The sequence below is a fragment of the Archangium violaceum Cb vi76 genome, from assembly GCF_000733295.1.
Classification (GTDB): Bacteria; Myxococcota; Myxococcia; order Myxococcales; family Myxococcaceae; genus Archangium; species Archangium violaceum.
This window is the reverse complement of the sequence record NZ_JPMI01000166.1, coordinates 23,687-44,833: the sequence shown is the minus strand read 5'-3', so window position 1 is coordinate 44,833 and position 21,147 is coordinate 23,687. Positions and strand designations below refer to the sequence as shown.

Annotated in this window: 17 protein-coding genes; 11 read left to right on the top strand and 6 right to left on the bottom strand. The window is 68.0% G+C overall.

Features of this window, described 5'->3' with window-relative positions; all coding sequences use genetic code 11:
* The first annotated feature begins 2 nt into the window (after positions 1-2).
* The 4 genes from Q664_RS61150 (at position 3) to Q664_RS24395 (ending at position 2,875) form a co-directional block, all read left to right on the top strand.
* Positions 3-593: a hypothetical protein gene (locus Q664_RS61150; protein WP_052518608.1), complete on the top strand. Its 591-nt coding sequence runs from the start codon at positions 3-5 to the stop codon at positions 591-593.
* Positions 594-629: 36 nt separating this feature from the next.
* A complete protein-coding gene (locus Q664_RS24405; protein WP_063934749.1) occupies positions 630-1,253 on the top strand; it encodes a hypothetical protein in 624 nt (207 codons plus the stop codon).
* A 365-nt stretch (positions 1,254-1,618) separates the two neighbouring features.
* Positions 1,619-2,209 carry a hypothetical protein gene (locus Q664_RS61145; protein WP_052518607.1) on the top strand — a complete coding sequence of 197 codons (591 nt, stop codon included), beginning with the start codon at positions 1,619-1,621 and terminating at the stop codon, positions 2,207-2,209.
* Positions 2,210-2,245: 36 nt separating this feature from the next.
* Entirely contained in the window at positions 2,246-2,875 is a 630-nt protein-coding gene (locus Q664_RS24395) for a head protein (protein ID WP_200883762.1), read from the top strand.
* Here the strand turns inward: Q664_RS24395 and Q664_RS24390 are convergent.
* Positions 2,870-3,616, bottom strand: coding sequence for a phosphatase PAP2 family protein (locus Q664_RS24390; protein ID WP_052518606.1), 747 nt, complete (start codon positions 3,614-3,616; stop codon positions 2,870-2,872). The two genes, Q664_RS24395 and Q664_RS24390, sit on opposite strands and share 6 nt — an antisense overlap.
* A gap of 272 nt (positions 3,617-3,888) precedes the next feature.
* Here Q664_RS24390 and Q664_RS24385 point away from each other — a divergent pair, with 272 nt between their 5' ends.
* On the top strand, positions 3,889-4,362 hold the full coding sequence (locus Q664_RS24385; RefSeq protein WP_043400334.1) for a hypothetical protein: 474 nt from the start codon (positions 3,889-3,891) through the stop codon (positions 4,360-4,362).
* Positions 4,363-4,527: 165 nt separating this feature from the next.
* Here the strand turns inward: Q664_RS24385 and Q664_RS24380 are convergent, their stop codons facing one another.
* Entirely contained in the window at positions 4,528-5,226 is a 699-nt protein-coding gene (locus Q664_RS24380; protein WP_043400331.1) for a class I SAM-dependent methyltransferase, read from the bottom strand.
* 165 nt (positions 5,227-5,391) lie between these two features.
* Positions 5,392-6,819 (bottom strand): hypothetical protein, encoded by a 1,428-nt coding sequence (locus Q664_RS24375; protein WP_052518605.1) that lies wholly within the window; start codon positions 6,817-6,819, stop codon positions 5,392-5,394.
* Positions 6,820-7,238: 419 nt separating this feature from the next.
* Between Q664_RS24375 and Q664_RS24370 the strand changes: the two genes are divergently transcribed.
* Positions 7,239-8,651 carry an NAD-dependent succinate-semialdehyde dehydrogenase gene (locus Q664_RS24370; RefSeq protein WP_043400328.1) on the top strand — a complete coding sequence of 471 codons (1,413 nt, stop codon included), beginning with the start codon at positions 7,239-7,241 and terminating at the stop codon, positions 8,649-8,651.
* 159 nt (positions 8,652-8,810) lie between these two features.
* Positions 8,811-11,027, top strand: a complete 2,217-nt coding sequence (locus Q664_RS24365; protein ID WP_235216854.1) for an RCC1 domain-containing protein — start codon at positions 8,811-8,813, stop codon at positions 11,025-11,027.
* Positions 11,028-11,046: 19 nt separating this feature from the next.
* On the opposite strand, the gene Q664_RS60115 is transcribed toward Q664_RS24365, so the two are convergent.
* Complete coding sequence (locus Q664_RS60115) at positions 11,047-11,781, bottom strand: RpnC/YadD family protein (protein ID WP_200883761.1); 735 nt, start codon at positions 11,779-11,781, stop codon at positions 11,047-11,049.
* Between the two features lie 59 nt (positions 11,782-11,840).
* Positions 11,841-13,058, bottom strand: coding sequence for a hypothetical protein (locus Q664_RS24355; protein WP_152622312.1), 1,218 nt, complete (start codon positions 13,056-13,058; stop codon positions 11,841-11,843).
* A gap of 201 nt (positions 13,059-13,259) precedes the next feature.
* Between Q664_RS24355 and Q664_RS24350 the strand changes: the two genes are divergently transcribed.
* The 4 genes from Q664_RS24350 (at position 13,260) to Q664_RS24335 (ending at position 18,218) form a co-directional block, all read left to right on the top strand.
* Positions 13,260-16,178, top strand: coding sequence for a sigma-54-dependent transcriptional regulator (locus Q664_RS24350; protein ID WP_043400431.1), 2,919 nt, complete (start codon positions 13,260-13,262; stop codon positions 16,176-16,178).
* A gap of 395 nt (positions 16,179-16,573) precedes the next feature.
* Positions 16,574-17,539 carry a COX15/CtaA family protein gene (locus tag Q664_RS24345; RefSeq protein WP_043400326.1) on the top strand — a complete coding sequence of 322 codons (966 nt, stop codon included), beginning with the start codon at positions 16,574-16,576 and terminating at the stop codon, positions 17,537-17,539.
* Positions 17,540-17,737: 198 nt separating this feature from the next.
* A complete protein-coding gene (locus Q664_RS24340; protein WP_043400323.1) occupies positions 17,738-17,947 on the top strand; it encodes a hypothetical protein in 210 nt (69 codons plus the stop codon).
* Positions 17,948-18,023: 76 nt separating this feature from the next.
* Positions 18,024-18,218, top strand: coding sequence for a hypothetical protein (locus tag Q664_RS24335; protein ID WP_043400320.1), 195 nt, complete (start codon positions 18,024-18,026; stop codon positions 18,216-18,218).
* 28 nt (positions 18,219-18,246) lie between these two features.
* Here Q664_RS24335 and Q664_RS52600 read toward each other — a convergent pair whose 3' ends face one another.
* Positions 18,247-20,883 carry an N-6 DNA methylase gene (locus Q664_RS52600; protein ID WP_160174488.1) on the bottom strand — a complete coding sequence of 879 codons (2,637 nt, stop codon included), beginning with the start codon at positions 20,881-20,883 and terminating at the stop codon, positions 18,247-18,249.
* Between the last annotated feature and the right edge of the window lie 264 nt (positions 20,884-21,147).

Here is a 21,147-nt window from a genome sequence, read left to right as displayed (position 1 = left end):
GAATGACTCCAGCAAGACCCATCGTCCTGTTCCTCTGCGTGCTGCTCATCTCGTGCAGCACTACCCGCCACGGCGCCGCGCCTACTGCCGAGGAACTGACCCGCTACGTGCTCGTCCTCGAGGAGTCGCCCGGCGGCCAGGTCACCGAGCACTGGCGGTACGCCGAGGAATTCGACCTCTCGTGGTACCGGTTTCCCACGAGCGCCCGTGAATCGACGTACGGGCGCATCGTGCGCGTCGCGAAGACCTACCAGCGCGACTGTGATGCGGAGAACAACCAGTGCATTGAGATGTGCATGAGCCGCCCCCTGCCTCGGGGCTTCGGACACATCAGGTCCGGAGGGCGGAAGATGGGTGGAAAGGATAAGTGGTGCCGCGAGCAATGCCAACAAGCCTACGATGACTGCCGGGAGTTGGAGGGTCGTCAACGCCAGGAGTTCTCGGCTGTGGACGAAGCCGTCGACTGGTTGAAGCGCCATCACCAGGGCCTGCTGGTGGGCAGCATTGTCGTCATCGCCGGAGTTGCCTTCGTCACGGTTTCCGCCGGAACGGGGCTCGTCGTCCTCGCACCCGCGGTGCTCCTGGCAGCCTGACGAGCCCTGCTCGGCTCCACATCACCGAGGCACCCCATGAAACCCCAAAGCCCCGTCTTCGAAGCCATCAATCTCCTTGGTTTGATTCATGAGAAGACCGAGTCCGCGGAGGAGAAGGAGTTGCTTCTCACCGCAGCCGATGCGCTCGACTTCATCATTACGACGGGCCAGCGGTATGAATTCGACGACTACCGCCAGGAACTCAGAACCGAGGGACCCGAGATGGTCATCGCATCCTTCGCCACGCGCGAAGAGGCGGAAGCGTGGCTGAAGAATCAGCCCAGACCGCCCTACATGGCCCTCGTGCTGATCGCGGACCAGTACCACGTCGTCAGGTATGACCGGGATAGCAACTTCCGCAAGCTGTCCTCCACCCACTCCATCGAGTACCACTTCGAGGAGATGATGAAGGACTGCCGCCCTCCTCAGGCGGTGGCCAGCTTCGACACCCGGGAGCAGGCCCGGGCCTGGTTCTACAGTCTGCCCGAGCGGCCCTCACAGGCCGTCATCCAACTTGGGGGCGAGCCCTATCTCGCGGCGTACCATCGCAACATCGACCACCTCGCCTTCCACCCCTTCTCCCTCTTCGAGCGGTTCGAGCAGTGGCGCAAGACGCTGGACGAGAAACAGGAGCCCGAGGATCCCGAATCACAGTCCTGACCTTCGTGCTCCCTCATCCGCCGGACGGGCCACGGGCGGACGGGCGGGCCACGGACGAGGTTTGACACCTTTCTCAAGTCCGACAGCTGGCTAGTGGAGTGGCGCATAGGGTAATGCCCGACGCGCAGGCCTCAAGTCGAGGTGGAGGACCCGGCTTGCGCGTCCCCAACGGGATTTGAACCCGACAGGGGGCCGCTCCGTTCTCAGCTCATGAAGGTGACGGCGGACCGCTAACCACCAAGCACGGAGAAACCCGGGGCGCAGGTGGGCGATCCACCGTGAGCAGGGCGGAACATGTGTTGAGGCAGGGGATCCTCTGTGCTACCCGCGACGGGGCACGGTCCTCCGGACTCTGCCCCCACTCAATGGCCCCAGTAAAACTCATCGCCTCGCTCCTCTGCGTGCTGCTCGTCTCGTGCAGCGCTACCCGCTACGGCGCCGCCCCCACTGCCGAGGAACTGACCCGCTACGTGCTCGTCCTCGAGGAGTCGCCCGGCGGCCAGGTCACCGAGCACTGGAGGCATGCCGAGGAGTTCGACCTCTCGTGGTACCGGTTTCCCACGAGTGCCCGTGAATCGACGTACGGACGCATCGTCCGCGTCGCGAAGACCTACCAGCGCGACTGTGATGCGGAGAACCGCCAGTGCATTGAGATGTGCATGAGCCGTCCTCTGCCTCGGGGCTTCGGACACATCAAGTCCGGAGGACGGAAGATGGGTGGAAAGGAGGAGTGGTGCCGCTTGCAATGCCGACAAGCCTACGATGATTGCCGGGAGGTGGAGGGCCGTCAGCGCCAGGAGTTCTCGGCCGTGGACGAAGCCGTCGACTGGTTGAAGCGCCATCACCAGGGCCTGCTGGTGGGCAGCATTGTCGTCATCGCCGGGGTTGCCTTCGTCACGGTTTCCGCCGGAGCGGGGCTCTTGGTCCTCGCACCCGCGGTGCTCCTGGCATCCTGACGAGCCCTGCTCGGATCCCCATCACCGAGGCATCACATGAGACCCAAAAGCCCCATCTTCGAGGCAATGAATCTCCTCGGCTTGATTCATGAGAAGACCGAGTCCGCGGAGGAGAAGGAGTTGCTTCTCACCGCAGCCGAGGCGCTTCGATTCATCATTACAACGGGTCAGCAATATGAGTTCGATGACTACCGCCAGGAGCTCAGGACCGAGGGACCCGGGATGGTCGTCGCCTCCTTCGCCACGCGAGAAGAGGCGGAAGCGTGGCTGAAGAACCACCCCAGACCGCCCTACCTGGCCCTCGTGCTGATCGCGGACCAGTACCACGTCGTCATGTATGACCGGGATAGCAACTTCCGCAAGCTGGTCTCCACCCACTCCATCGAGTACCACTTCGAGGACATGATGAAGGACGGCCGCCCGCCTCCGGCGGTGGCCAGCTTCGACACCCGGGAGCAGGCCCGGGCCTGGTTCTACAGTCTGCCCGAGCGGCCCTCACAGGCCGTCATCCAACTCGGGGGCGAGCCCTATCTCGCGGCGTACCATCGCAACATCGACCACCTCGCCTTCCACCCCTTCTCCCTCTTCGAGCGGTTCGAGCAGTGGCGCAAGACGCTGGACGCGAAACAGGAGCCCGAAGACCCCGAGCCTCCCTCCGGCTCATGAGGGCGCGGTGTCGCCCCGGGACTCCTCGCGCAGCCCAGGGCTGCGCCGCTTGACCCCACGGGCCATCACCGCCGTCAGCAGCGCCCACGCCAGCCCCGCCATCCACCCGCCCAGCACGTCCGTCGGGTAGTGCACCCCGAGGTACACCCGCGTCAGGCCAATCAGCAGCGTGAGCGTCAGCGCCACCCCCACCAGGTACGCCCGCAGCCACCGCCGCTCCACCAGCTGCGCCAGCAGCGCTCCCAGCGTCAGGTAGACGATGGCCGACAGCATCGCGTGCCCACTCGGGAAGCTCTCCGACAGCACGTGCGTGAGGTGTGGCACCACCGTGGGCCTCGGCCGGGCGAAGTGGCCCTTGAGGACTCCATTCACCGCCGCCCCGCCCACCGTCGAGCCCAGCACCAGCGCCAGCGTCCTCCAGCGCCGCACCAGCACCAGGAAGCCGCTCACCGCGCACACCACCAGCGTCAGCACCGACACGCCGCCCAGCGCCGTCACGTCCCGCGCCGCCTCGGCCAGCCACCGCGGGCCTCGCGGCACCTCCGGATCGTCCGCGCGCCTCAGCGACAGCAGCACCCGCTCGTCGAAGTGCTGCGTCTCGTTCTCCCGCACGTCATCCGACAGCGCGATGAATCCCAACCCCACCGTCACCAGCAGCAACAGCGTGGCCAGCAGTCCGATGCCGTCGGCTCCCAACCTTCCGTGAAAGCGCTCCCACAGCGCCCTCGATGTGAGTCGCATGGTCTCACTATGGCCGCACACCCGGTGCGCTCCTACCTTCCCGGTGCCTTCGCCACTCCTCCTCCCTCCAGCACACCACGGATGCGTGTGCTCCCGGACACTGTGGCCCCCGGATTCGTGCGCTCGACGGCAGACGGCGCGGGGTGCACTTGGGCTTCGGAGTCTCGATCACCAGATTGACCGCACCAAGTCGTGATCGAGCCGGGCACGTCAGGCGCTCGGAATACCTTTCCGAGGGCCTTCCCGGCCCGCTTCCTGGGAGTGATGGTCCCATGACCGCTTTCGCTACCGCCGTCTCCGCTCCTCCGAACTACAAGACGGGCCTCATCAACAAGGTCTTCTTCATCCGCTGGGAGCAGCCGCCCAGCCCGCAGGATCTGTTCGTCGTGGACAAGCGCTTCCGGGAGGCCTACGAGGCGTACCGGCAGCAGCTCTCCGTCGTCGTCGTCACCGGGTCCAAGGCCCGGGTGCCCAACGGCGAGCAGCGCAAGGGCCTCTTCACGCTGCTGGAGAACAACCGCAAGTACATCTGCGAGCTGCACCTCCTCATGGAGGGCAATGAGCTGCAGCACAACCTGCAGCGCATCATCGCCTCCGCGCAGCTCATCGTGACGCGCATCTACGACAACAACTACGCGCGCCTGCACAAGAAGGCGGATGACATCGCCCCCTTCCTCACCAGCCGCCTGAAGGTGGACGGCAACCGCATCATCCACGACGCGCGCCTGCTGGGACTGGTCGCCTAGTCCCGGGCCCGTGCCTCGGGAGTCCGTGCCGGGCGCCTCGAGCACCTGACGCTCCGGCCAGGCGCCCGGGAGGAGGTATTCGCACCGGACCGTGGAGCCTGAAGCACGGCTCACCGGCCGTGGAGACCAGGAGAGGCGCCGCCCTCCCGGTCCCGGCCCCGTGGGCTAGCGCGCCATGCAGACGTAGTAGTTCTCGCCGTAGTAGTCGTCGCCGTCGGCCGCGAGCGCATGGGAGAAGCCCAGGCCCCGCAGCGTGTCCACCAGCGCCTCCGGCTCGAAGAAGGTGACCATCTCATTGGGGTCGGTGACGAGCCTGCGCGTCACGTCGACGTGGTAGGAGGTGGCGGCCTGCAGCGGCGCGTCCCAGCGGCCCTCCGCCTTCCACTCCTCGATGGAGTTGACCATCACCTTGCGCAGGTCCGGCCGCTGCCGGGGACCGGTGGCGATGAGCACGCCGCCCGGCTTGAGGTGCCCGAGGCACTGGCGCAGCACCTGCTCCGGGTCGCGCACGTAGAAGAGGACGTTGTTGAGCAACACGGCGTCCGCCTCGCCCGGCACTCCCCGGGGAAAGGTGCGCACATCCCCTTCCAGCACCTTCCAGCGCCGGCGCGCCTCCTCCGGCGCCCGGGCCTGCTTGCCCAGCGCCAGCCCGAGCATCGCCGGGTTGTTGTCGAAGCCCACCACCGTATGGCCCCGCTCGACGAGCGGCTGGCTCAACAGCCCCGTGCCGCACCCGGCGTCGATGACGTACTTGCGGCCCACCGTGTCGCGGAGGACCTTCGCGGCCATGCGGCGGTAGCAGTTGAGCTGGGAGCAGATGGCGTCGTAGCTCCTGGCGAATTCGGTCCAGATGTTGTCGACCACGGGGGTCCTCGCTCTGGCCCGGGCTCATCCCGGGCGCGGGCTCACAATCTAAGGAGCCGGGCAAGGGCGGGGAGTCCCCCCGGAGGGGCGCGGGGTGCTCCAAAAAAAACGGGCCCCGCGTCTCCGCGAGGCCCGGGCATCGGGGCGACGGCAACGCCCCGGCGCTCAGTGCTTCTTCATCCACTTGTAGATGGGCTCCCACACGGCCGTCTCGGCATCGCTGGCCAGGAACAGGTCCGCATGGCCGTAATCGGCGACGCGGGGCATGCCCGGCTTCTGCACCAGGTGGACGCTCACGTCCTTGCTGCCCAGCAGCTTCGTGCTGTGCGCGCCGTAGCTGCCGAAGCCACCCGCGGCGCCCACGTACAGCACCGGCACCTTCACCTGCGCCAGGTGGTCGTCATACGGCAGGCTCTCGTCGCCACACATGAGGCGATCGCTCTCCACCATCTCCGTGAAGCTCTGGAAGGGGTGGGCGGTGCTGAGGAAGTCGAAGAACGGCTGGGGCTGCACGTACTGCAGGGCCACGGGCAGGCCGTCCGCGCCGAACGCGCCCGCGGTGAAGTGGTAGAAGGGCACCGACGGCTGGATGCCGTACGCCTCGTTGGTGAGGAGCGAGAAGGTCGCCGCTCCCACGACGATGCCCAGTTGCTGGTAGGTCATCGGCGGCAGCTCGATGCCCGGAATCTGCGCGGGCTCGTTCGGCAGGAATCTGGCCGCCTGCCCCACCATCTGGATGGCCACGCCCGCGCCCGGCCCGGACAGGTTGCCCTCGTAGCGCCCCGAGCCCAGCACCATGCCACCCACGGCCGCGCGCACGCAGGCCCACTGGCGCTGCTCCTCGGCCTCCGGCCCGAACTTCAGCACCATGTCCACCGGGATGAAGCCGCTCACGTGGCGCAGGCCCTGCGGCCGCTGCGTCTCCGCGTTCATGTAGGCGTAGGCCACCGTGGCCCCGCGGCTCCAGCCCAGCAGGTTCATCTTGCCGCCGCCGCTCCCCGTCAGCGCGCGCACCGCCCGCGCCACCGTCAGGCCCGTGCCCACGTCCTTGGCGTGCGTGCCCAGGTTCCAGCCCTTCATGAAGGAGAAGTCCTGCGTCCCCTCGGGCACGTGCGTCCAGCGCAGGTCGATGCCCCACACGTCCACGTCCTTCTTCGCCAGGTACACGGCGATGGACTTCTTGTCGTCCACCACCTCCGTCAGCGTGCTGGACATGAAGGCGCCCTGGAAGTCCCAGGCGTCGCCGTGCACCATGAAGACGGACTCGGGGGCGCGCGCCGGCCACCACGGGAGCCGCTCGCGCACCACGCGGTGCAGGGTGATGACGTCGTTGGCCGTCCCGCCCACGCGCAGGCGGATGCGGTAGTGGTAGATGTCATCCACCACCCGCTCGCGCTCGAAGCCGCTCGAGAAGCTGGCGCCCTCCGTCCCCACCAGGCAGCCCGGGCAGTCCGAGGAAAGCTGAAGCATGGAGCGCGCCTGCCCCAGCTCCTCGGCCGCTACGGGCACCGTCTCGGAGACGGGAGTCTCAACACCGCACCCCACCAGAGAGAGCAGGGCGACCGGGACGATGTGGCGGAGATTGAAGCGCATGAGTTCCTCAAAAAAGAGTTTCTACAAAGCCGGAGAAGCAACGTTGCTGCCACCCCTCCGGTCCCACTTGCACGCGATGAAGAGCAGGAACCGCGCCAACCCCTCAAGCCCGCGAAAATACTGGAACACCCTCACAGGCGTACCGTCATGGCTGAAACATGACGCCTATATTAAACAAAGGAAAGCCTGATTTTCAAAGGGGACGGAGATAACGCGTCGAACTTGAAACTCGTGCTTCAAGATTGAATCAGAAATCCTGCGATAGCGGATATCCACGACATCCGTGTCCTCTCTGGAGGACTTCGCCCCCTGACACCGCCGTCCGGAAACCGCGTGCAGGTGTGAACGGGGGGCTGCACACGTGGCTTGTCGCCCTCGGGAGGCCGGGCCCACACTCCGCGCCCCTGGAGGAAGGCCCCATGAGCTTCGCCACCATCGATCCCACCACCGGTAGGACACTGCGCACCTTCACCCCCCACACGCCGGAGGAGGTGGAGACGCGGCTGCGGCGGGCCGAGGAGACGTTCCACACCTTTCGCCACACCCCGCTGGCCGAGCGCGCCCGGTGGATGAAGCGGGCGGGGGAGCTGCTGGAGACGGAGGCGGACGCCTACGGGCGGATGATGACGCAGGAGATGGGCAAGCCGCTGGAGGCGGCGCGCGCCGAGGCCCGCAAGTGCGCCACGGCCTGCCACTACTACGCGGAGAACGCCGAGCGCTTCCTCGCGGACGAGCCGGTGGACACGGCGCCGGACACGAGCTTCGTGCGCTACCAGCCGCTCGGGCCGGTGCTGGCCATCATGCCGTGGAACTTCCCCTTCTGGCAGGTGGTGCGCTTCGCCGCCCCCGCGCTCATGGCCGGCAACGTGGGGCTGCTCAAGCACGCGCACAACGTGCCCCAGTGCGCGCTCGCGCTGGAGGAGCTCTTCGAGCGCGCGGGCTTCCCGCGGGGGGTGTTCCAGACGCTGCTGGTGGACGTGGCGGGGGTGCGCCGGCTGATTGAAGACCCGCGCATCCGCGCGGTGACGCTCACCGGCAGCGAGGGCGCCGGACGCGACGTGGGCCAGCGCGCGGGCCAGCAGCTCAAGAAGGTGGTGCTGGAGCTGGGGGGGAGTGATCCCTTCGTGGTGCTGCCGGGCGCGGACCTGGACAACGCGGTGGAGACGGCGGTGAAGGCCCGCCTCATCAACAACGGCCAGTCCTGCATCGCCGCCAAGCGCTTCATCGCCACCGCGCCCATCTACGAGGAGTTCGAGCGCCGCTTCCTCGAGCGGATGCGGCGCGCCGTGGTGGGGGACCCGTTGGAGGCGAAGACGGAGGTGGGGCCGCTCGCCATGCAGAGCATCCGCGACGGGCTGCACGACCAGGTGGAGCGCAGCGTGGCCGCGGGAGCGAAGCTGCTGCTGGGGGGCAGCAAGCCCTCGGGGCCGGGCTTCTGGTACCCGCCCACGGTGCTGGCCCATCCTCCGCCGGGCTCTCCGGCCTATATGGAGGAGATGTTCGGCCCGGTGGCCGTGCTCTTCCGCGCGAAGGATGCCCGGGACGCGCTGCGCATCGCCAACGACTCGCCCTACGGACTGGGCGCCAGCGTGTGGACGCGCGACGAGGCCGAGCAGCGCTTCTTCATCGACGGGCTGGAGGCCGGCACGGTGGCCGTCAACGGCATGGTGGCGAGCGATGCCCGCCTGCCCTTCGGTGGGGTGAAGGCCTCGGGCCACGGGCGCGAGCTGGCGCGCCACGGGCTGCTCGAGTTCCTCAACATCAAGACGGTGCGCCTGTCGAACCCCTCGGCCCCGGCGCCCGCGAGCACGCGGGCCCAGGCCAGCGAGTAGGGCCCGCGTCCGAAATTTGTCACCCGGGGGCGCGCGAAACGTCACCCCGCCTGGTGGGCAACCGGGAGGCCGCACGGATTCCGGGAGCTTGGAGCACGCCGGTTCCTGGCATGCCCGCTGCTTTGGCGCCGGGGCACGCGGTGGCGTGTCCCCGGAGGGATGATGCGGCAACGGAGTCGTGGAGCCTGGAGTGCCTGGCTGTGGGTAGTGCTCGGTGCCTCGTTGATGGCCGGCTGTGGTGGGGGGCGGCCCCCCGCGGAAAAGCCCACCCCGGGAATCCCTCCCCCACACCCGAAGACGGTCACCCGGCGGGTGCTCGGCACGAGCAACACCCACTCCCTGATGGTGCGCGCGGACGGCACCGTGTGGGCCTGGGGCGCCAACAATGAAGGCCAGGTGGGGGACGGGACGAAGACCACGCGTCACGCGCCCGTGCAGGTGCCTGGGTTGACGAACGTGGTGGCTGTCGCCGCCGGCGGCTATCACTCGCTGGCGTTGCGCCAGAACGGCACCGTGTGGACCTGGGGCTCGAACATCTCCGGCCAGCTCGGAGATGGAACGAAGAGCGCCCGGTTCACGCCCCAACCCGTCCCCGGACTCACGGGGGTGGTGGCCATCGCGGCCGGCGGCTATCACTCGCTGGCGGTCCGCCAGGACGGCACCGTGTGGGGCTGGGGGTCGAACTCCTCCTTTCAGCTCGGAAGCCCGTCCAATCCCGAGCCACTGAAACCGCGCAAGGTCCCCGGTCTCACGGGCGTGGTGGCGGTGGCCGCCGGACTGATGAACACCCTGGCGCTGCGCCACGACGGCACCGTGTGGGCCCTGGGTGACAACGCCTTTGGCCAGCTCGGCGATGGGACGGTGACGGGCCCGCGGGCCACGCCCGCTCAGGTGCCGGGCCTCTCGGACGTGGTGGCGCTCGACTTCAGCTTCCAGAGCGCCGTGGTGGTGAAGCAGGACGGCACCGTGTGGACCTGGGGCGACAACCGCCGGGGCGAGCTCGGCGATGGGACGAAGATCTCCCGGGCCACGCCCGGGCAGGTGCCGGGCCTCTCGGACGTGGTGGACGTGAGCGCCAGCACCCAGGGCCACCTCCTGGCGCTGCGCGGCAACGGCACGGTGTGGAGCTGGGGCAACAACGCCTTTGGCCAGCTCGGCGATGGAACGGACTTCCCCCGTGCCGCGCCCGCGCAGGTGCCAGACTTCACGGGCGTGACCGGTCTCGCTGCGGGGGGCACCCATTGCCTGGTGCTGCGCGAGGACGGTTCCGTGTGGGGCTGGGGCCCGAACCACGGCGGCTGGCTCGGAGTGGGCTCGGCGCGGCGGCCCACGCCGGTGCGGGCGTCCGGGCTGCCGGGCGTGGTGTCAGTCGAGGTCGGGGTGGGCTTCTCGCTGGCGCTGGACACGGAGGGGCGCGTGTGGACCTGGGGCAGGGGCATCCGTCCCGCGGGCCAGGCGCTCCCGGCCGCTATTTCACCCGTGCAGGTGCCGGAGCTCTCGGGTGGGGTGGCCATCGCGGCCAGCGGCTACCACGGCCTGGTGCTGCTCGGGGATGGGACCGTGTGGGGCTGGGGAAACTCCCAAGGCATCGTCCCGGGCATACCGGTGCCACGGCAGGTGCCGGGGCTCTCGGGCATCGTGGCCATCGCGACCGTCTACGCTCAGTCGGTGGCGCTGCATTCGGACGGCACGGTGTGGCAGTGGGAGCATACGTTCGCCCCCGGAAACGGAAACGTGGAGCCGGGCCACCGCAGCACGCCCTTCCAGGTGCAGGAGCTCACGGACGTGGTGGCCATCGCCGCGGGGGACTCTCACTTCCTGGCGCTGAAGAAGGACGGCACGGTGTGGGCCTGGGGCTCCAACTTCCATGGCCAGTTCGGGGATGGGACGACGCGAAATGAAATCGTGCCGGTGCCGGTCCAGGTGATGGGGCTCACGGGGGTGAAGGCCATCTCGGCCGGCGGCAGCCACTCCGTGGCGGTGCTCGAGGATGGCACCGTGTGGAACTGGGGCGCCTATCGCCTCGGTGTGACCGACGACGGACCGACCATCTCACAGACCCCCGTGCAGGTACCGGGGCTCACGGACGTGGTGGGCGTCTCGTCCCGCTACCACACCTCCCTGGCGCTGCGCGGCGATGGCACCGTGTGGACCTGGGGCGAGAACGAGGACGGGACGTACGAGCCCGGCTTCGCGCCCAAGCAGGTGCCGGAACTCACGAACGTGAAGGCCCTGGCCGCTGGCTCCTCCGTCCATCACTCGCTGGTGGTGCTCCCGGACGGCACCGTGCGCGGGTGGGGTGACAACTACTACGGGCAGCTCGGGGATGGGACGTCGGGGCAGCATTTCACCCCGACCCGTGCGCTGCTGCCCTGAGGAGCGCGGAGAATCACCCTCAGGAGTGGGCCGCCTTCTTCACCCGGGCGGTCCGCTTCCGGGTGCCTGGGTGGGAGGAAGTCCCCGAGCCGTCCAGCACCTCGGAGAGTCTCTCGGCGTGCAAAGCCCGCTCGAACCACCGGTCGAGCGTAACCAGATCCGTGCAGCGAAGGATGCGCCGTCGAGATACGTCCCCCACGCGCACGCCCCGGGCCGAGAGGAGCCGAAGCACCGCTTTGGCCAACCCTTTGGCCAGTCCCTCCACCCGCCCCTCCGCCCGTCCGACCCGACGCCCTTCCGCTCGGAGCCGCTGTCCCTCCGTCCACATGAGTTCCTCCACTCCTTGTTCCCGCATCACGCAACCTAACACCCGTCGGGTGACTTCTCCAGTAGTCTTCGTCCCCCGCTCCCGGAGGTAGTAGACGACCGCCTCCAGCTCCTTCCTTCCCTGGGGCGAGCCGTCGACCTCCTTGAACAGGTCTACCTGGTGCATCAGGCGTCTGTTCAACGCCCGGGTGCTGGTCAGGCGCAGCAACACCAGGGTCAGTCTCACCAGTGGCGGACAGGGGAGCGTCTTCAGTTCCCGCTCGCTCCGGGCCATCAGGTCGAACAGCACGTACTCCAGACGCACCACGTGCTTCAGCCACCCCTCCCGCCGCGCCTGCTTGAGGGGAAGCTCCAGCAACTCCTCGAGCCGCCGGGGCGCCGTCCAGGGACCTCGTGGCCCGTGGTAGAGCACACGCCGGGCCAACACCGCCCAAGAGGGAATCGGCGGAGCGCGACCGTCCACGCTGGTGGAAACCGTCTCCGCCGCTACCGGGTCGGCACCCGCGTCCGGGGCGGCGCGTCGCGGTGGACCTCTTCCATCGCCTCGGCCACCGCGTCCATCTCCAGGCCCAGTTGCTCCACGCTGCGGCGCAGGCCCGCTCCCGCCACGTCCGCTCCCGCCGCGTCCGCCGAGCGCACCCGCAGCACCTGCGTGTAGAGATTCTCCAGCGTGTAGTACAGGCGCATGTGCTCGGCCTCCAACCGCGAGGCCGCCGTCGCCAGCTCCGCCCGCTGCTTGCGCTGCTCGTCCAACAGCCGCAACGCCCCCTCCAGCCGCTCCTTCACCACCTCGTCGCGCTCGGACTCCACCCGCGCCGCCAGCCTCGCGCGCTCCTCCTCCAACCGGCGCTCCTCCTCGGGCGGGCTCAACGCGCGCAGCTCCCGCTCCCGCCGCGCCAGCTCATGGCAGCTCTTGCGCAGCCCCTCCACCGTCTGCTCCGGCTGGTGCACCACCTCCCGCAGCACCCCCGGCCCCGCGCGCAGCTCCGCCAGCAGCTTGTCGCACAGCGTGTCCACCCGAGCCGTCCTCGGATCTTCCACCTGCCGGGGCGCCTCCGCCTCGGTGGAGCGCTCGGGGGCCTCCTCCCGCGCTTCCTCCTGGGCCTCCTGCCCCGTCCCCAGGCCCTGCTTCTGCCCCTCCTGGAGCCGGAGCTGGTGGACGCGGCCGAGAATCCCCGCCGACGCCGCCCCCATGCCCAGCGCCACGAAGATGAGCCACCACAGCGTGTGGACGTTGATGATGGCCATGACCGTCATCACCACCGCCGCCAGCGCGAACACCCACCCCATCATCGGGTTGGCTTCTTCCAACTCCCGCTGCCGCCTGAGCGCGCGCTGCTCCTCCTTCCACCGCTCCCGCGCCATGCGCCGCTCCCACTTGCGGCGCTCCTTCTTGTCCTGGTGCTCCCCGCCCAGCGAGCCCATGTGCTCCGCCCACTTCTCCACCCCCTGGGCCCACCGCTCCACCCCCTGGGCATGCCGCTCCGCCCACTTCTCCACCCCCTGGGCCCACCGCTCCGCCCCCTTCTCCACCGCCTCGGCATGCCGCTCCGCCCACTTCTCCATCTCCTCGGCATGCTGGCGCTCCCACATCTCCTTCCACTGAGCGTGGCGCTTCTGGCCCTCGGCGAGGGCCTCCAACATGCGGCGCAGGTGCTTCTGGAGGGGCAACTCGGGCGGCGGAGGGGGCGGTTGCGGAGCCATGGCTGTCTCCCGGCGGCGACGGCGTTACGTCCCGGTGTTACACCGGGCGCACCCTGTCTGCCCACGATTCGATGACGCTCCTTTCCCTACCCGGGATGGATGCGGGGTGCCCGCCTGTTCGCAGGCCCACAGCAAGGTTTGCCCTTCACCGCCAGATGAACGAAGAAGAGAGGACGGTTGGGGGGCCGCAAGGGGACGGCCGTGTCGAGGAATGAAGCAGAAGCATTGGGGCCCGAGGCGATTCGCGCGCTGCGCGGAGAGCAGAGCCGCGCGGCGTTCGCCCGGCAGCTCGGCGTCACCCCCCTCACGGTGTACCGCTGGGAGCTTCCGGAGGCCGCCGCGCAGGCCCGCCGTCCCCGGGGCCGCGTCATGGAGGCCCTGCGCCAGCTCGCCGGGGGCGGCCAGCCCGCCCTGCCTTCCCTTCCCCGCCCGTCCTCCAGCCTGTTCCGGCAGGACGTCTCGCGCGAGGAGCGCGCCCGGCTGTCTCCCTGCCTGACGCTGCTGCAACGGGCCGACTGGCGCGACGCGGAGGACACGCTGCTGGGGTTGCTCACCTCGGGAGCCCTGCGCACCCCGGCCGCGCGCGCTCTGGCGGCGGGGGGACTGGCCTACGTGTACCGCTGGGGCTTCGAGGACGCGCGGCGCGCCTTCACGGTGCTGCTGCCCCACCTGGACGAGGCCGAGGCGGGCACGCTGCCCGATGCCGCCGCCGCCCATGTGCATGCCATGGCCGCCAACCTCTTCGCCTCGCCGGACGGCCGCATCTTCGACGCGGGCAAGGTGAACGTGCACGTGGCGCGCGCCGAGGCCCTGCTGGGCCCCCACGTCTTCTCCAGCGGGGAGGTGCGCTGCCACCTGCGCGTGGCGGAGCTCGCCGCGGCCTTCTACCTGGGCACCCCCGAGCTCATCATCCGCCAGTACGGGCGGCTGGAGGAGGCACTGTTGGGGGTGGCGGACCCGACGCTGCGGCTGGTGGCCTCGGACGGCGTGGCCCACGAGACGGCCTTCCGGGGCGAGGCCTCGCTGGCCACCCGGCGCTTCCGCGAGACGGCGCAGGCCGCGGCGCGCGTGGGCTATGCCTTCCTGGAGGCGCGCAACCTCGGCTTCCTCGCGCAGCGCCGGCTGGACGAGGCGTGCGAGCCCGACGAGGCGCTCGGCCTGGTGCGCCGTGCCCGCGAGGTGGCCTGGAGCGGGCGGCTGCCCCGGGGCCTCTCCTTCGTCTTCGCCGCGCGCGCGGAGGCGGACGCCCTCATGCGCCTGGGCCGCTTCGCCGAGGCCGAGACGGTGCTGAACCAGGCGGAGGCGGTGACGGAGGAGCTGCGCTGGACACCGCACCACCTGGTGGGGCAGCGAGCCCGCCTGCTGTACCTCACCGGCCGCTACGCGGACATCCGCGAGCTGGCGGCGCGCATCTCCCGCTATGACGGCCCCGTCCAGCAGCACCTCACCCGCGCCTACGGCTGCTTCGCGGAGGCGCTAGCGGACTGGGCCGAGGGCAACGTGCAGCGGGCCGCGGAGGGCTACGCCAGCGCCCACGCCCGGGCGCTGGAGGTGGGTGGCTGGCCCTACCTGCGGCGCGACTCCCTCATCTGCGAGGTGGGGACGCGCGCCGCCGCGTTCCAACTGCCAGAGGCCCGCGCGGCCCTGCGCCGGGCCCGCTCCATGCTGGAGCAGTTCCCCTCCGCCTGGCACACCGCGCTGCTGCACCGCCAGGAGGGCCTGCTGCTCATGCGCGAGGGCCGCTGGCGCGAGGCGCGCGAGAAGCTGGAGGCCTCGCTGGCCACCTTCTCCCTGGCGGGAGATCTGCCCGAGGCCGCCCTCACCCGCCGCACGCTGGCCCTGACGGCGCGTGCCCTGGGAGAGGCGGGAACCGAGACGTCGCTCGCCCAGTGCGAGGAGGAGCTGCGCCGCTACGGCATCACCGCGCCCCTGGACTTCAGCGCGGACCTCCCCCCCGCGCAGGAAGCCCCCGCTCCGGAGGTGGCGCCCCGGCTGGGAGCCGAGTCGCTGGTGGTGCCCTTCGAGCGGCTCGCCGTGCGCGGCATGGGCGCCCCCCTCATCCAGCGCGAGCTGGTGGCGGTGCTCGAGGGGCTCTTCCCCGGCCGCGCCCCGCGCCTGGAGGAGCTGGACTCGCAAGGCCGCGCCACGCCGCTGCTGGGGGAGGCCGGCGTGCCCGCCAACGAGTGGGTGGAGTTCGGTGACGGCTGTGGCCGCCGGCTGCGCGTGGGCGTGGAGGGTCCGCTGCCCGCGGATGGACGGGCCCTGCTCAGCGCCCTGGCGCGCCTGACGGGCTTCGCGCTGGAGGTGGCCGTGCTGCGCGGCTTCGCCCACGCGGAGCCCCCGTTGCGCGAGCCCGAGAGCGCGCCCGAGGTGCCCGGCTTCATCGCCGCCTCGCCCGCCATGCGCAAGCTGAAGACGGAGCTGGCGGGGCTGAGCGGCTCGCGCGCCACCGTCATCGTCACCGGCGAGTCCGGCAGCGGCAAGGAGGTGGTGGCCCGCGCGCTCCACCAACTGTCGGCCCGGGCCGAGCGGCCCTATGTCGCCTTCAACTGCGCCGCGGTGCCGCGCGAGCTCTTCGAGGGCCAGCTCTTCGGCCACCGGCGCGGCGCCTACACGGGCGCGGCCACGGACCACCCGGGCGTCATCCGCGCCGCCCACGGGGGCACGCTCTTCCTGGACGAGATTGGAGAGCTGCCGCTCGAGGTGCAACCCAAGCTGCTGCGCTTCCTGGAGAACGGGGAAATCTTCCCCCTGGGCGAGACGCGGCCGGCGCACGTGGACGTGCGCGTCATCGCCGCCACGCACCGGGACCTGGGACAGTTGGTGCGCGAGGGCCGCTTCCGCGAGGACCTCTACTACCGGCTGCAGGTGGTGCCCGTGCGCGTGCCCCCGCTGCGCGAGCGGCGCGAGGACATCATCGCCCTGGCGCGCCACTTCGTGAACCAGCTCAGCCCCGAGGGGCGCGAGCCTCCCCAACTGGGTCCGGACGCGCTGGCCGCGCTGGTGGCGCACTCCTGGCCCGGCAATGTGCGGGAGCTGCGCAACGTCATCGAGCGCTCGCTCGCCTTCGGCTCGCTGCCAGCGGTGCTGGGCGCGGACAAGCTGCGGATTACCGGGTGAAAAGAACACCGCGGGCCAGGACAGGGGGCGAACCCGACCCGCGGTGCATGGCTACGACTACAGCCGTGAAAAGATGCGCTCGTGGGCCGAAGTGGGGGGCCTCCGACCCACGGAGCGCTTCGGGCACCAAGGCGCCCGAACTCGAAATCGTTACCGAGCGGACATGTAGCAGGGGGCGTGCCAACGTTTTCGAGCCCTGGGAAGCCGTTTGGAAATCATCCAGGAGGCATCCGAGAGCAGGCAGGCACATCCAACGCCCTATCCAGGTAGGGATGAGGGGGATTCGGATACCCGCTGGATATGGATGGTGGTGAAGCGGGCGAGTAGCCAGACGTGCGGAGCGGAGGCTCGCGAGGCGGCGGCCGGAGACGAAGTGGGCTAGGGAGGGGGCGACGATGAGCGCTTCCGTGTCCTCCCGAGGCTTCCGAGTCCTGAGCTGGTCCACCCTGGTCTACACGCTGGCCGTGGTGCTGTGGGGCGCGTTCGTGCGTGCCACGGGCTCGGGGGCGGGGTGTGGAGACCACTGGCCGGTATGCAACGGCGAGGTGGTGCCGCGCGCGCCCACCCTCCAGACGCTCATCGAATACACGCACCGGCTGACGAGCGGGCTGGCGATGGTGCTGGCGGTGGTGCTGTGCGTGTGGGGGTTGAGGGCGCACGCGAAGGGGCACCCGGTGCGCAAGGCGGCCGTCTTCTCGCTCGTCTTCATGCTGACGGAGGCGGCGGTGGGAGCGGGGCTGGTGCTCTTCAAGATGGTGGCGGACAACGAGTCGCTGGCGCGGGCGTGGTGGATGGCGGCGCACCTCATCAACACGTTCCTGCTGGTGGGGGCGATGGCACTGACGTGCTGGTGGGCGGAGGGCCGGGAGCGGCTGACGTGGCGTCAGCAGGGGCTGACGGGGTGGCTGCTGGGCGGAAGCCTGGCGGGGCTGCTGGTGCTGGGGGTGAGCGGGGCCATCGCGGCGTTGGGGGACACGCTCTTCCCGGCGTCGAGCCTGGCGGAGGGATTCCGGCAGGACATCTCGCCCACGGCGCACCTGCTGCTGCGGCTGAGGGTGCTGCACCCGGTGCTGGCGGTGGTGATGGGGGCGCTGGTGGTGTTCTCGGCGGCGACGGTGGCGAGGCTGAGGCCCTCGCCGGAGACGAAGCGGGCGGCGGCACAACTGGGCGTGCTCTACGCGCTGCAACTGGTGGCGGGGATGGTGAACCTGCTGCTGCTGGCGCCGGTGGGGATGCAGCTGGTGCACCTGCTGATGGCGGACGTGGTGTGGATCGTCCTGGTGCGGCTGAGCGCGGCGGGGCTGGCGGTGGGAGCACCCAGGGTGGACGAAAGCCCGACCCCCGCCCCATCACCGACCTGAGGTACCAATCCCCTTCCGCGCATCCACTCCCTCGCCCTCCGGGAGAGGGTCGGGGTGAGGGTATCGAGTTCCCCTTCGACCTTACCCAAGATTTGAAGCCCGTAATGCCCGATGCAGGCCATCGAGTACGGTTATTTGTTGTGTCGGCTTCCCGTTGGTAGGCGTGCCCCCTCCCCCCTACGAAACGAGGAATGGAAGATGAGACCGAAGGCCGAAGTGAAGATGAGGCTGAACATCCCGACCCCGGCTGAGCTCAAGGTGCAGCTCAGCAGCGGCAGGGAGGTCACCATCCCCGCCAGGGAGGAGGAGGTCCCATCTGCCATTGAGGGCCTCGCCCTGTCCTTGGAGGAGGCGGAAGAGCTCAAGGGGCTGATCAACCGCGGTGCCGTCAGCATCGTCTGGTCGTAACACCGGCGAGCACCCTCACAGTATGAGCCTCCCCGGGAGTTGGCCCAGCCGCTCCTGGCGGAGGCTTTTTCGCGTCATGCGGGCCACGCCATGTGCCGCGAACGGCGCGACACCGGTGGAGCTGTTGCAAGTCGTGCGGGGCGACAGCAAGCAGGTGGAACGCATCGTCGCGAGCTTCAAAGCATTCGGCCCCGTGCCCGTATATCTGTACTACCGGTTGCTCAAGGGCATCGGAGAGCTTCTCCGGGTCACCATGGATGATGGCCCGTGAATTCGGTAATGGCTCTGTTATCAACTGCTCATCGCGGAGGCTTGAATGCGAGAATGATGTTATTTGCCTCTTCGCTGGTGAGCGCCATCTCTCTTTCGAGCTTGCTCTGTGCCTGGGCCCGCAACTTTGCAGCCTCTTCTTCCAGTTCCCGCGCTCGCTTAAATGCTTCAACGGTGGATTTGCTCAACTCCGCTGTCGGGCGTGGTACGCGCAGTTGGAGGAGCACTGAGGAATCAATCCGGTGGCGGCCATGGCCTGAGGTACTTGCGAGCATATCTGCCCTGACTTCTGGGCTGCGCAGAATGGCCCAGAGCGCATGCGCACTCATGCCCTCCTTCGGTGTCAGTACCGTGTACTCAGGCGATACAACGCTCCCATCGAGTTCCGCTGGGAGAACGCAGATAGCACCGTGGACCGCGTTGATGTGTGAGGCGACGAGGTCACCAGCACGAGCGACGTAAAGGTCCTTGCCCTTCACGGTGTCGCGTTCTTTCTCTTCCGCGACGGCGTGCCCGTCATACGTCACCGACAGCATATTTACGGTTTCCGAGGGTTCGCCGGACCACAACTCCACTCGCGGCAATACCCACTGGGATAACGAGGCAACTTCCAGCCCCTTCGCTTCCCAGTCCTTGGCCTTTCGAGAGAGCCGCACTACGCACGATTTGACGTCCAGCCGGTCGCCTATGCGAGAGGCGGGGACGAGGTGGGCCTTGTCCTTCCCCGCCTGCGCCTTCCGAAAGGCCTCAACTACACGGAAGATTTCCTTCGTCGCTTCTTCGCGGCGCACTGCATCTTCGGGCAACACGCGTTGTCGCGCGGAATCGTCCACGCCGATTGCAGTGCAGTACCACATAAAGACAGCTGGCTGCTCCTCGTCGGCAGATTGCCGTCGAGTGAGGTAGACGATGGACGTCTTCACGCGCGCCCCCGAGCGCTGGAAGGCATCCCCAGGTAGCGAGATGACCGCACGGACGATGAAGTTGGCACGGATGAAATTTCGCACATGTGCGAACGAATCGCCGGCCAGGAGGCTGTCATCGACGATGGCGAGCACTTTTCCGCCCGGGCGGGCAAGGTCTCGGTAACGCTCTAGAAAGAGGGCGTTGGACTTCAGCTTCTTCTTGGCTGCCGCCCCCTGCGCGAGATCGTATTCACGCAGAATACTGCGCTCGCTGGCGACTGCCGGGTCGTACTCCTTCGAGAAGGGTGGATTTGTTATGATAATGTCGAAGAGGCCCTCCTTCTCCGACAGCTTCCGCTTGAGTTCGCTCACTTCCGCAGCGAGTTCGGGGGACATGTGGCTCTGCGGGCCGACTCCCTTGTCGAGCGCCTCCGCGATGTAGATGCGGCTGCCGCCGTCACCATGGAGGTACATGTTGATACGTGCAATGCGCGCGATGGGTGGCTCCTGTCCCACATCAATGCCAAACAGGGCACGCTCGCGGATGAACTTACGGAGCTTGTTCTTCTCCGCGTTCGACAAAGTGTCGTTCTCGCTCACAGCCCGTTCGAGAACTGCCATAGCTTCGATGAGAAAACCCCCAGTGCCGCAACATGGGTCAATGATGCGATCAGTCTTGTCCCCGTGAACCTGAGGGTCCGCAAGGCGCGTCATGAGTTTCACTGCACTACGGGGAGTAAAGTACTGGCCGAGTTCGCGCCCGCGCATCGTCGCGCTGAGGAACGCCTCGAAGAGCCGACCATTAAGGTCCTCGTCGATTCCGAAGAGGTCGTAGTTTTGGAGCCGACGCACAACCTCTTTGGCCGTATCCGGGCGGAGCTTGATGCGCTCACCCTTATCAAAAATGCGCTTCTTTGTGCCGCTGATCACCTCGCGTTCGAGATCTTCAAGCAGCTTTTGGAACTGGATGTCCAAAGGATTGGGGTGCTGGTCCTTCAGACTTTCAAGCCAAGCGACAGAGAAAACGACGTCCTTAACCGGCACGGGAAGTCCCTCCCGCATTTCGTCGGAGTATTTCCCGTGCAGTTCGCGATCGGCTTTGATTTTGAGGAAGACCACCTTTACGAACTCATGAAAGGCGGCTGCGGGCGAGATGTTATCGTGTTTGTAGATGTAGTTGTTGCACTCTGCAAACACGCCGTTGATGACGTTCGGTGTGGGGTGCACAAACTTCATCATTCGCTCGCCAGACTGGTCTCGTTTCGACTCCTTCCACGCCTTGACTGCGTCGGCCGAGAGTAGCGCTTCAAGTTGCTTGAGCTTGGAATTACCCTTTAGGCAGTCCTCGAACTGGAGCACCAACAGGGGCTCGGCCTTATCCCAAGCGTAGACACGGCTTTCCAAGCCGTTAGTGAGCAGGAAGTAGAGGACACGATTCTGGCCGGCTTTCAACCGGCTATTGATGGCGAGGCAGTAACTGGCGCACTGCTCAACCCAATTGTCGAGGTTCTCAGAAGGAGCCTTTGCATCAATGATCCATCGCGGGGTCTTTCCCACGAGGAGCATGTAGTCAGGCTTGTAGTGAAGCTTCTTGGACCCCTTGCCGATAGGCAGTTCATCGATGGAGGTCTTCGGGAGTACCTGCTCATCAGCGTAGCCAAGGTGCTTGAGAAGCCGATCGGTGAACAGCCGTTCCACAGATGCTTCGTTCTTCAGGTCGGTTCGAGCGCAGAACAGATTGGTGGTCAGCTTGTTGCTCACAGGCAGCTCCCGCACAGCGTGTGCTTGCGTACGCCCATCCTGTTTCAAGTCCCACATCTGTCCACATTTTGAACTGGGGCACGCAAGTGTCCGTCAGCTAGCACAGGGCATGCCGCCCGCATAGCCCCATCCGAAACCATTGACTGAAGTACCCCGTCGTAGCTCCAGGGAGACCTACGCCATCAGCAAGGAATCAGGGCCAGCGCCAGAGTACTCACCGGCACCTTGCGCGGCAGCACGGCTACAATCGGCCTTAGAGCCAAG

Bases quoted from the DNA above. Each gene is read 5' to 3' on its own strand.
- Q664_RS61150 (WP_052518608.1), top strand. From the start codon at position 3: ATGACTCCAGCAAGACCCATCGTCCTGTTCCTCTGCGTGCTGCTCATC.
- Q664_RS24405 (WP_063934749.1), top strand. From the start codon at position 630: ATGAAACCCCAAAGCCCCGTCTTCGAAGCCATCAATCTCCTTGGTTTG.
- Q664_RS61145 (WP_052518607.1), top strand. From the start codon at position 1,619: ATGGCCCCAGTAAAACTCATCGCCTCGCTCCTCTGCGTGCTGCTCGTC.
- Q664_RS24395 (WP_200883762.1), top strand. From the start codon at position 2,246: ATGAGACCCAAAAGCCCCATCTTCGAGGCAATGAATCTCCTCGGCTTG.
- Q664_RS24390 (WP_052518606.1), bottom strand. From the start codon at position 3,616: ATGCGACTCACATCGAGGGCGCTGTGGGAGCGCTTTCACGGAAGGTTG.
- Q664_RS24385 (WP_043400334.1), top strand. From the start codon at position 3,889: ATGACCGCTTTCGCTACCGCCGTCTCCGCTCCTCCGAACTACAAGACG.
- Q664_RS24375 (WP_052518605.1), bottom strand. From the start codon at position 6,819: ATGCGCTTCAATCTCCGCCACATCGTCCCGGTCGCCCTGCTCTCTCTG.
- Q664_RS24370 (WP_043400328.1), top strand. From the start codon at position 7,239: ATGAGCTTCGCCACCATCGATCCCACCACCGGTAGGACACTGCGCACC.
- Q664_RS24365 (WP_235216854.1), top strand. From the start codon at position 8,811: ATGATGCGGCAACGGAGTCGTGGAGCCTGGAGTGCCTGGCTGTGGGTA.
- Q664_RS24355 (WP_152622312.1), bottom strand. From the start codon at position 13,058: ATGGCTCCGCAACCGCCCCCTCCGCCGCCCGAGTTGCCCCTCCAGAAG.
- Q664_RS24345 (WP_043400326.1), top strand. From the start codon at position 16,574: ATGAGCGCTTCCGTGTCCTCCCGAGGCTTCCGAGTCCTGAGCTGGTCC.
- Q664_RS24340 (WP_043400323.1), top strand. From the start codon at position 17,738: ATGAGACCGAAGGCCGAAGTGAAGATGAGGCTGAACATCCCGACCCCG.
- Q664_RS24335 (WP_043400320.1), top strand. From the start codon at position 18,024: ATGCGGGCCACGCCATGTGCCGCGAACGGCGCGACACCGGTGGAGCTG.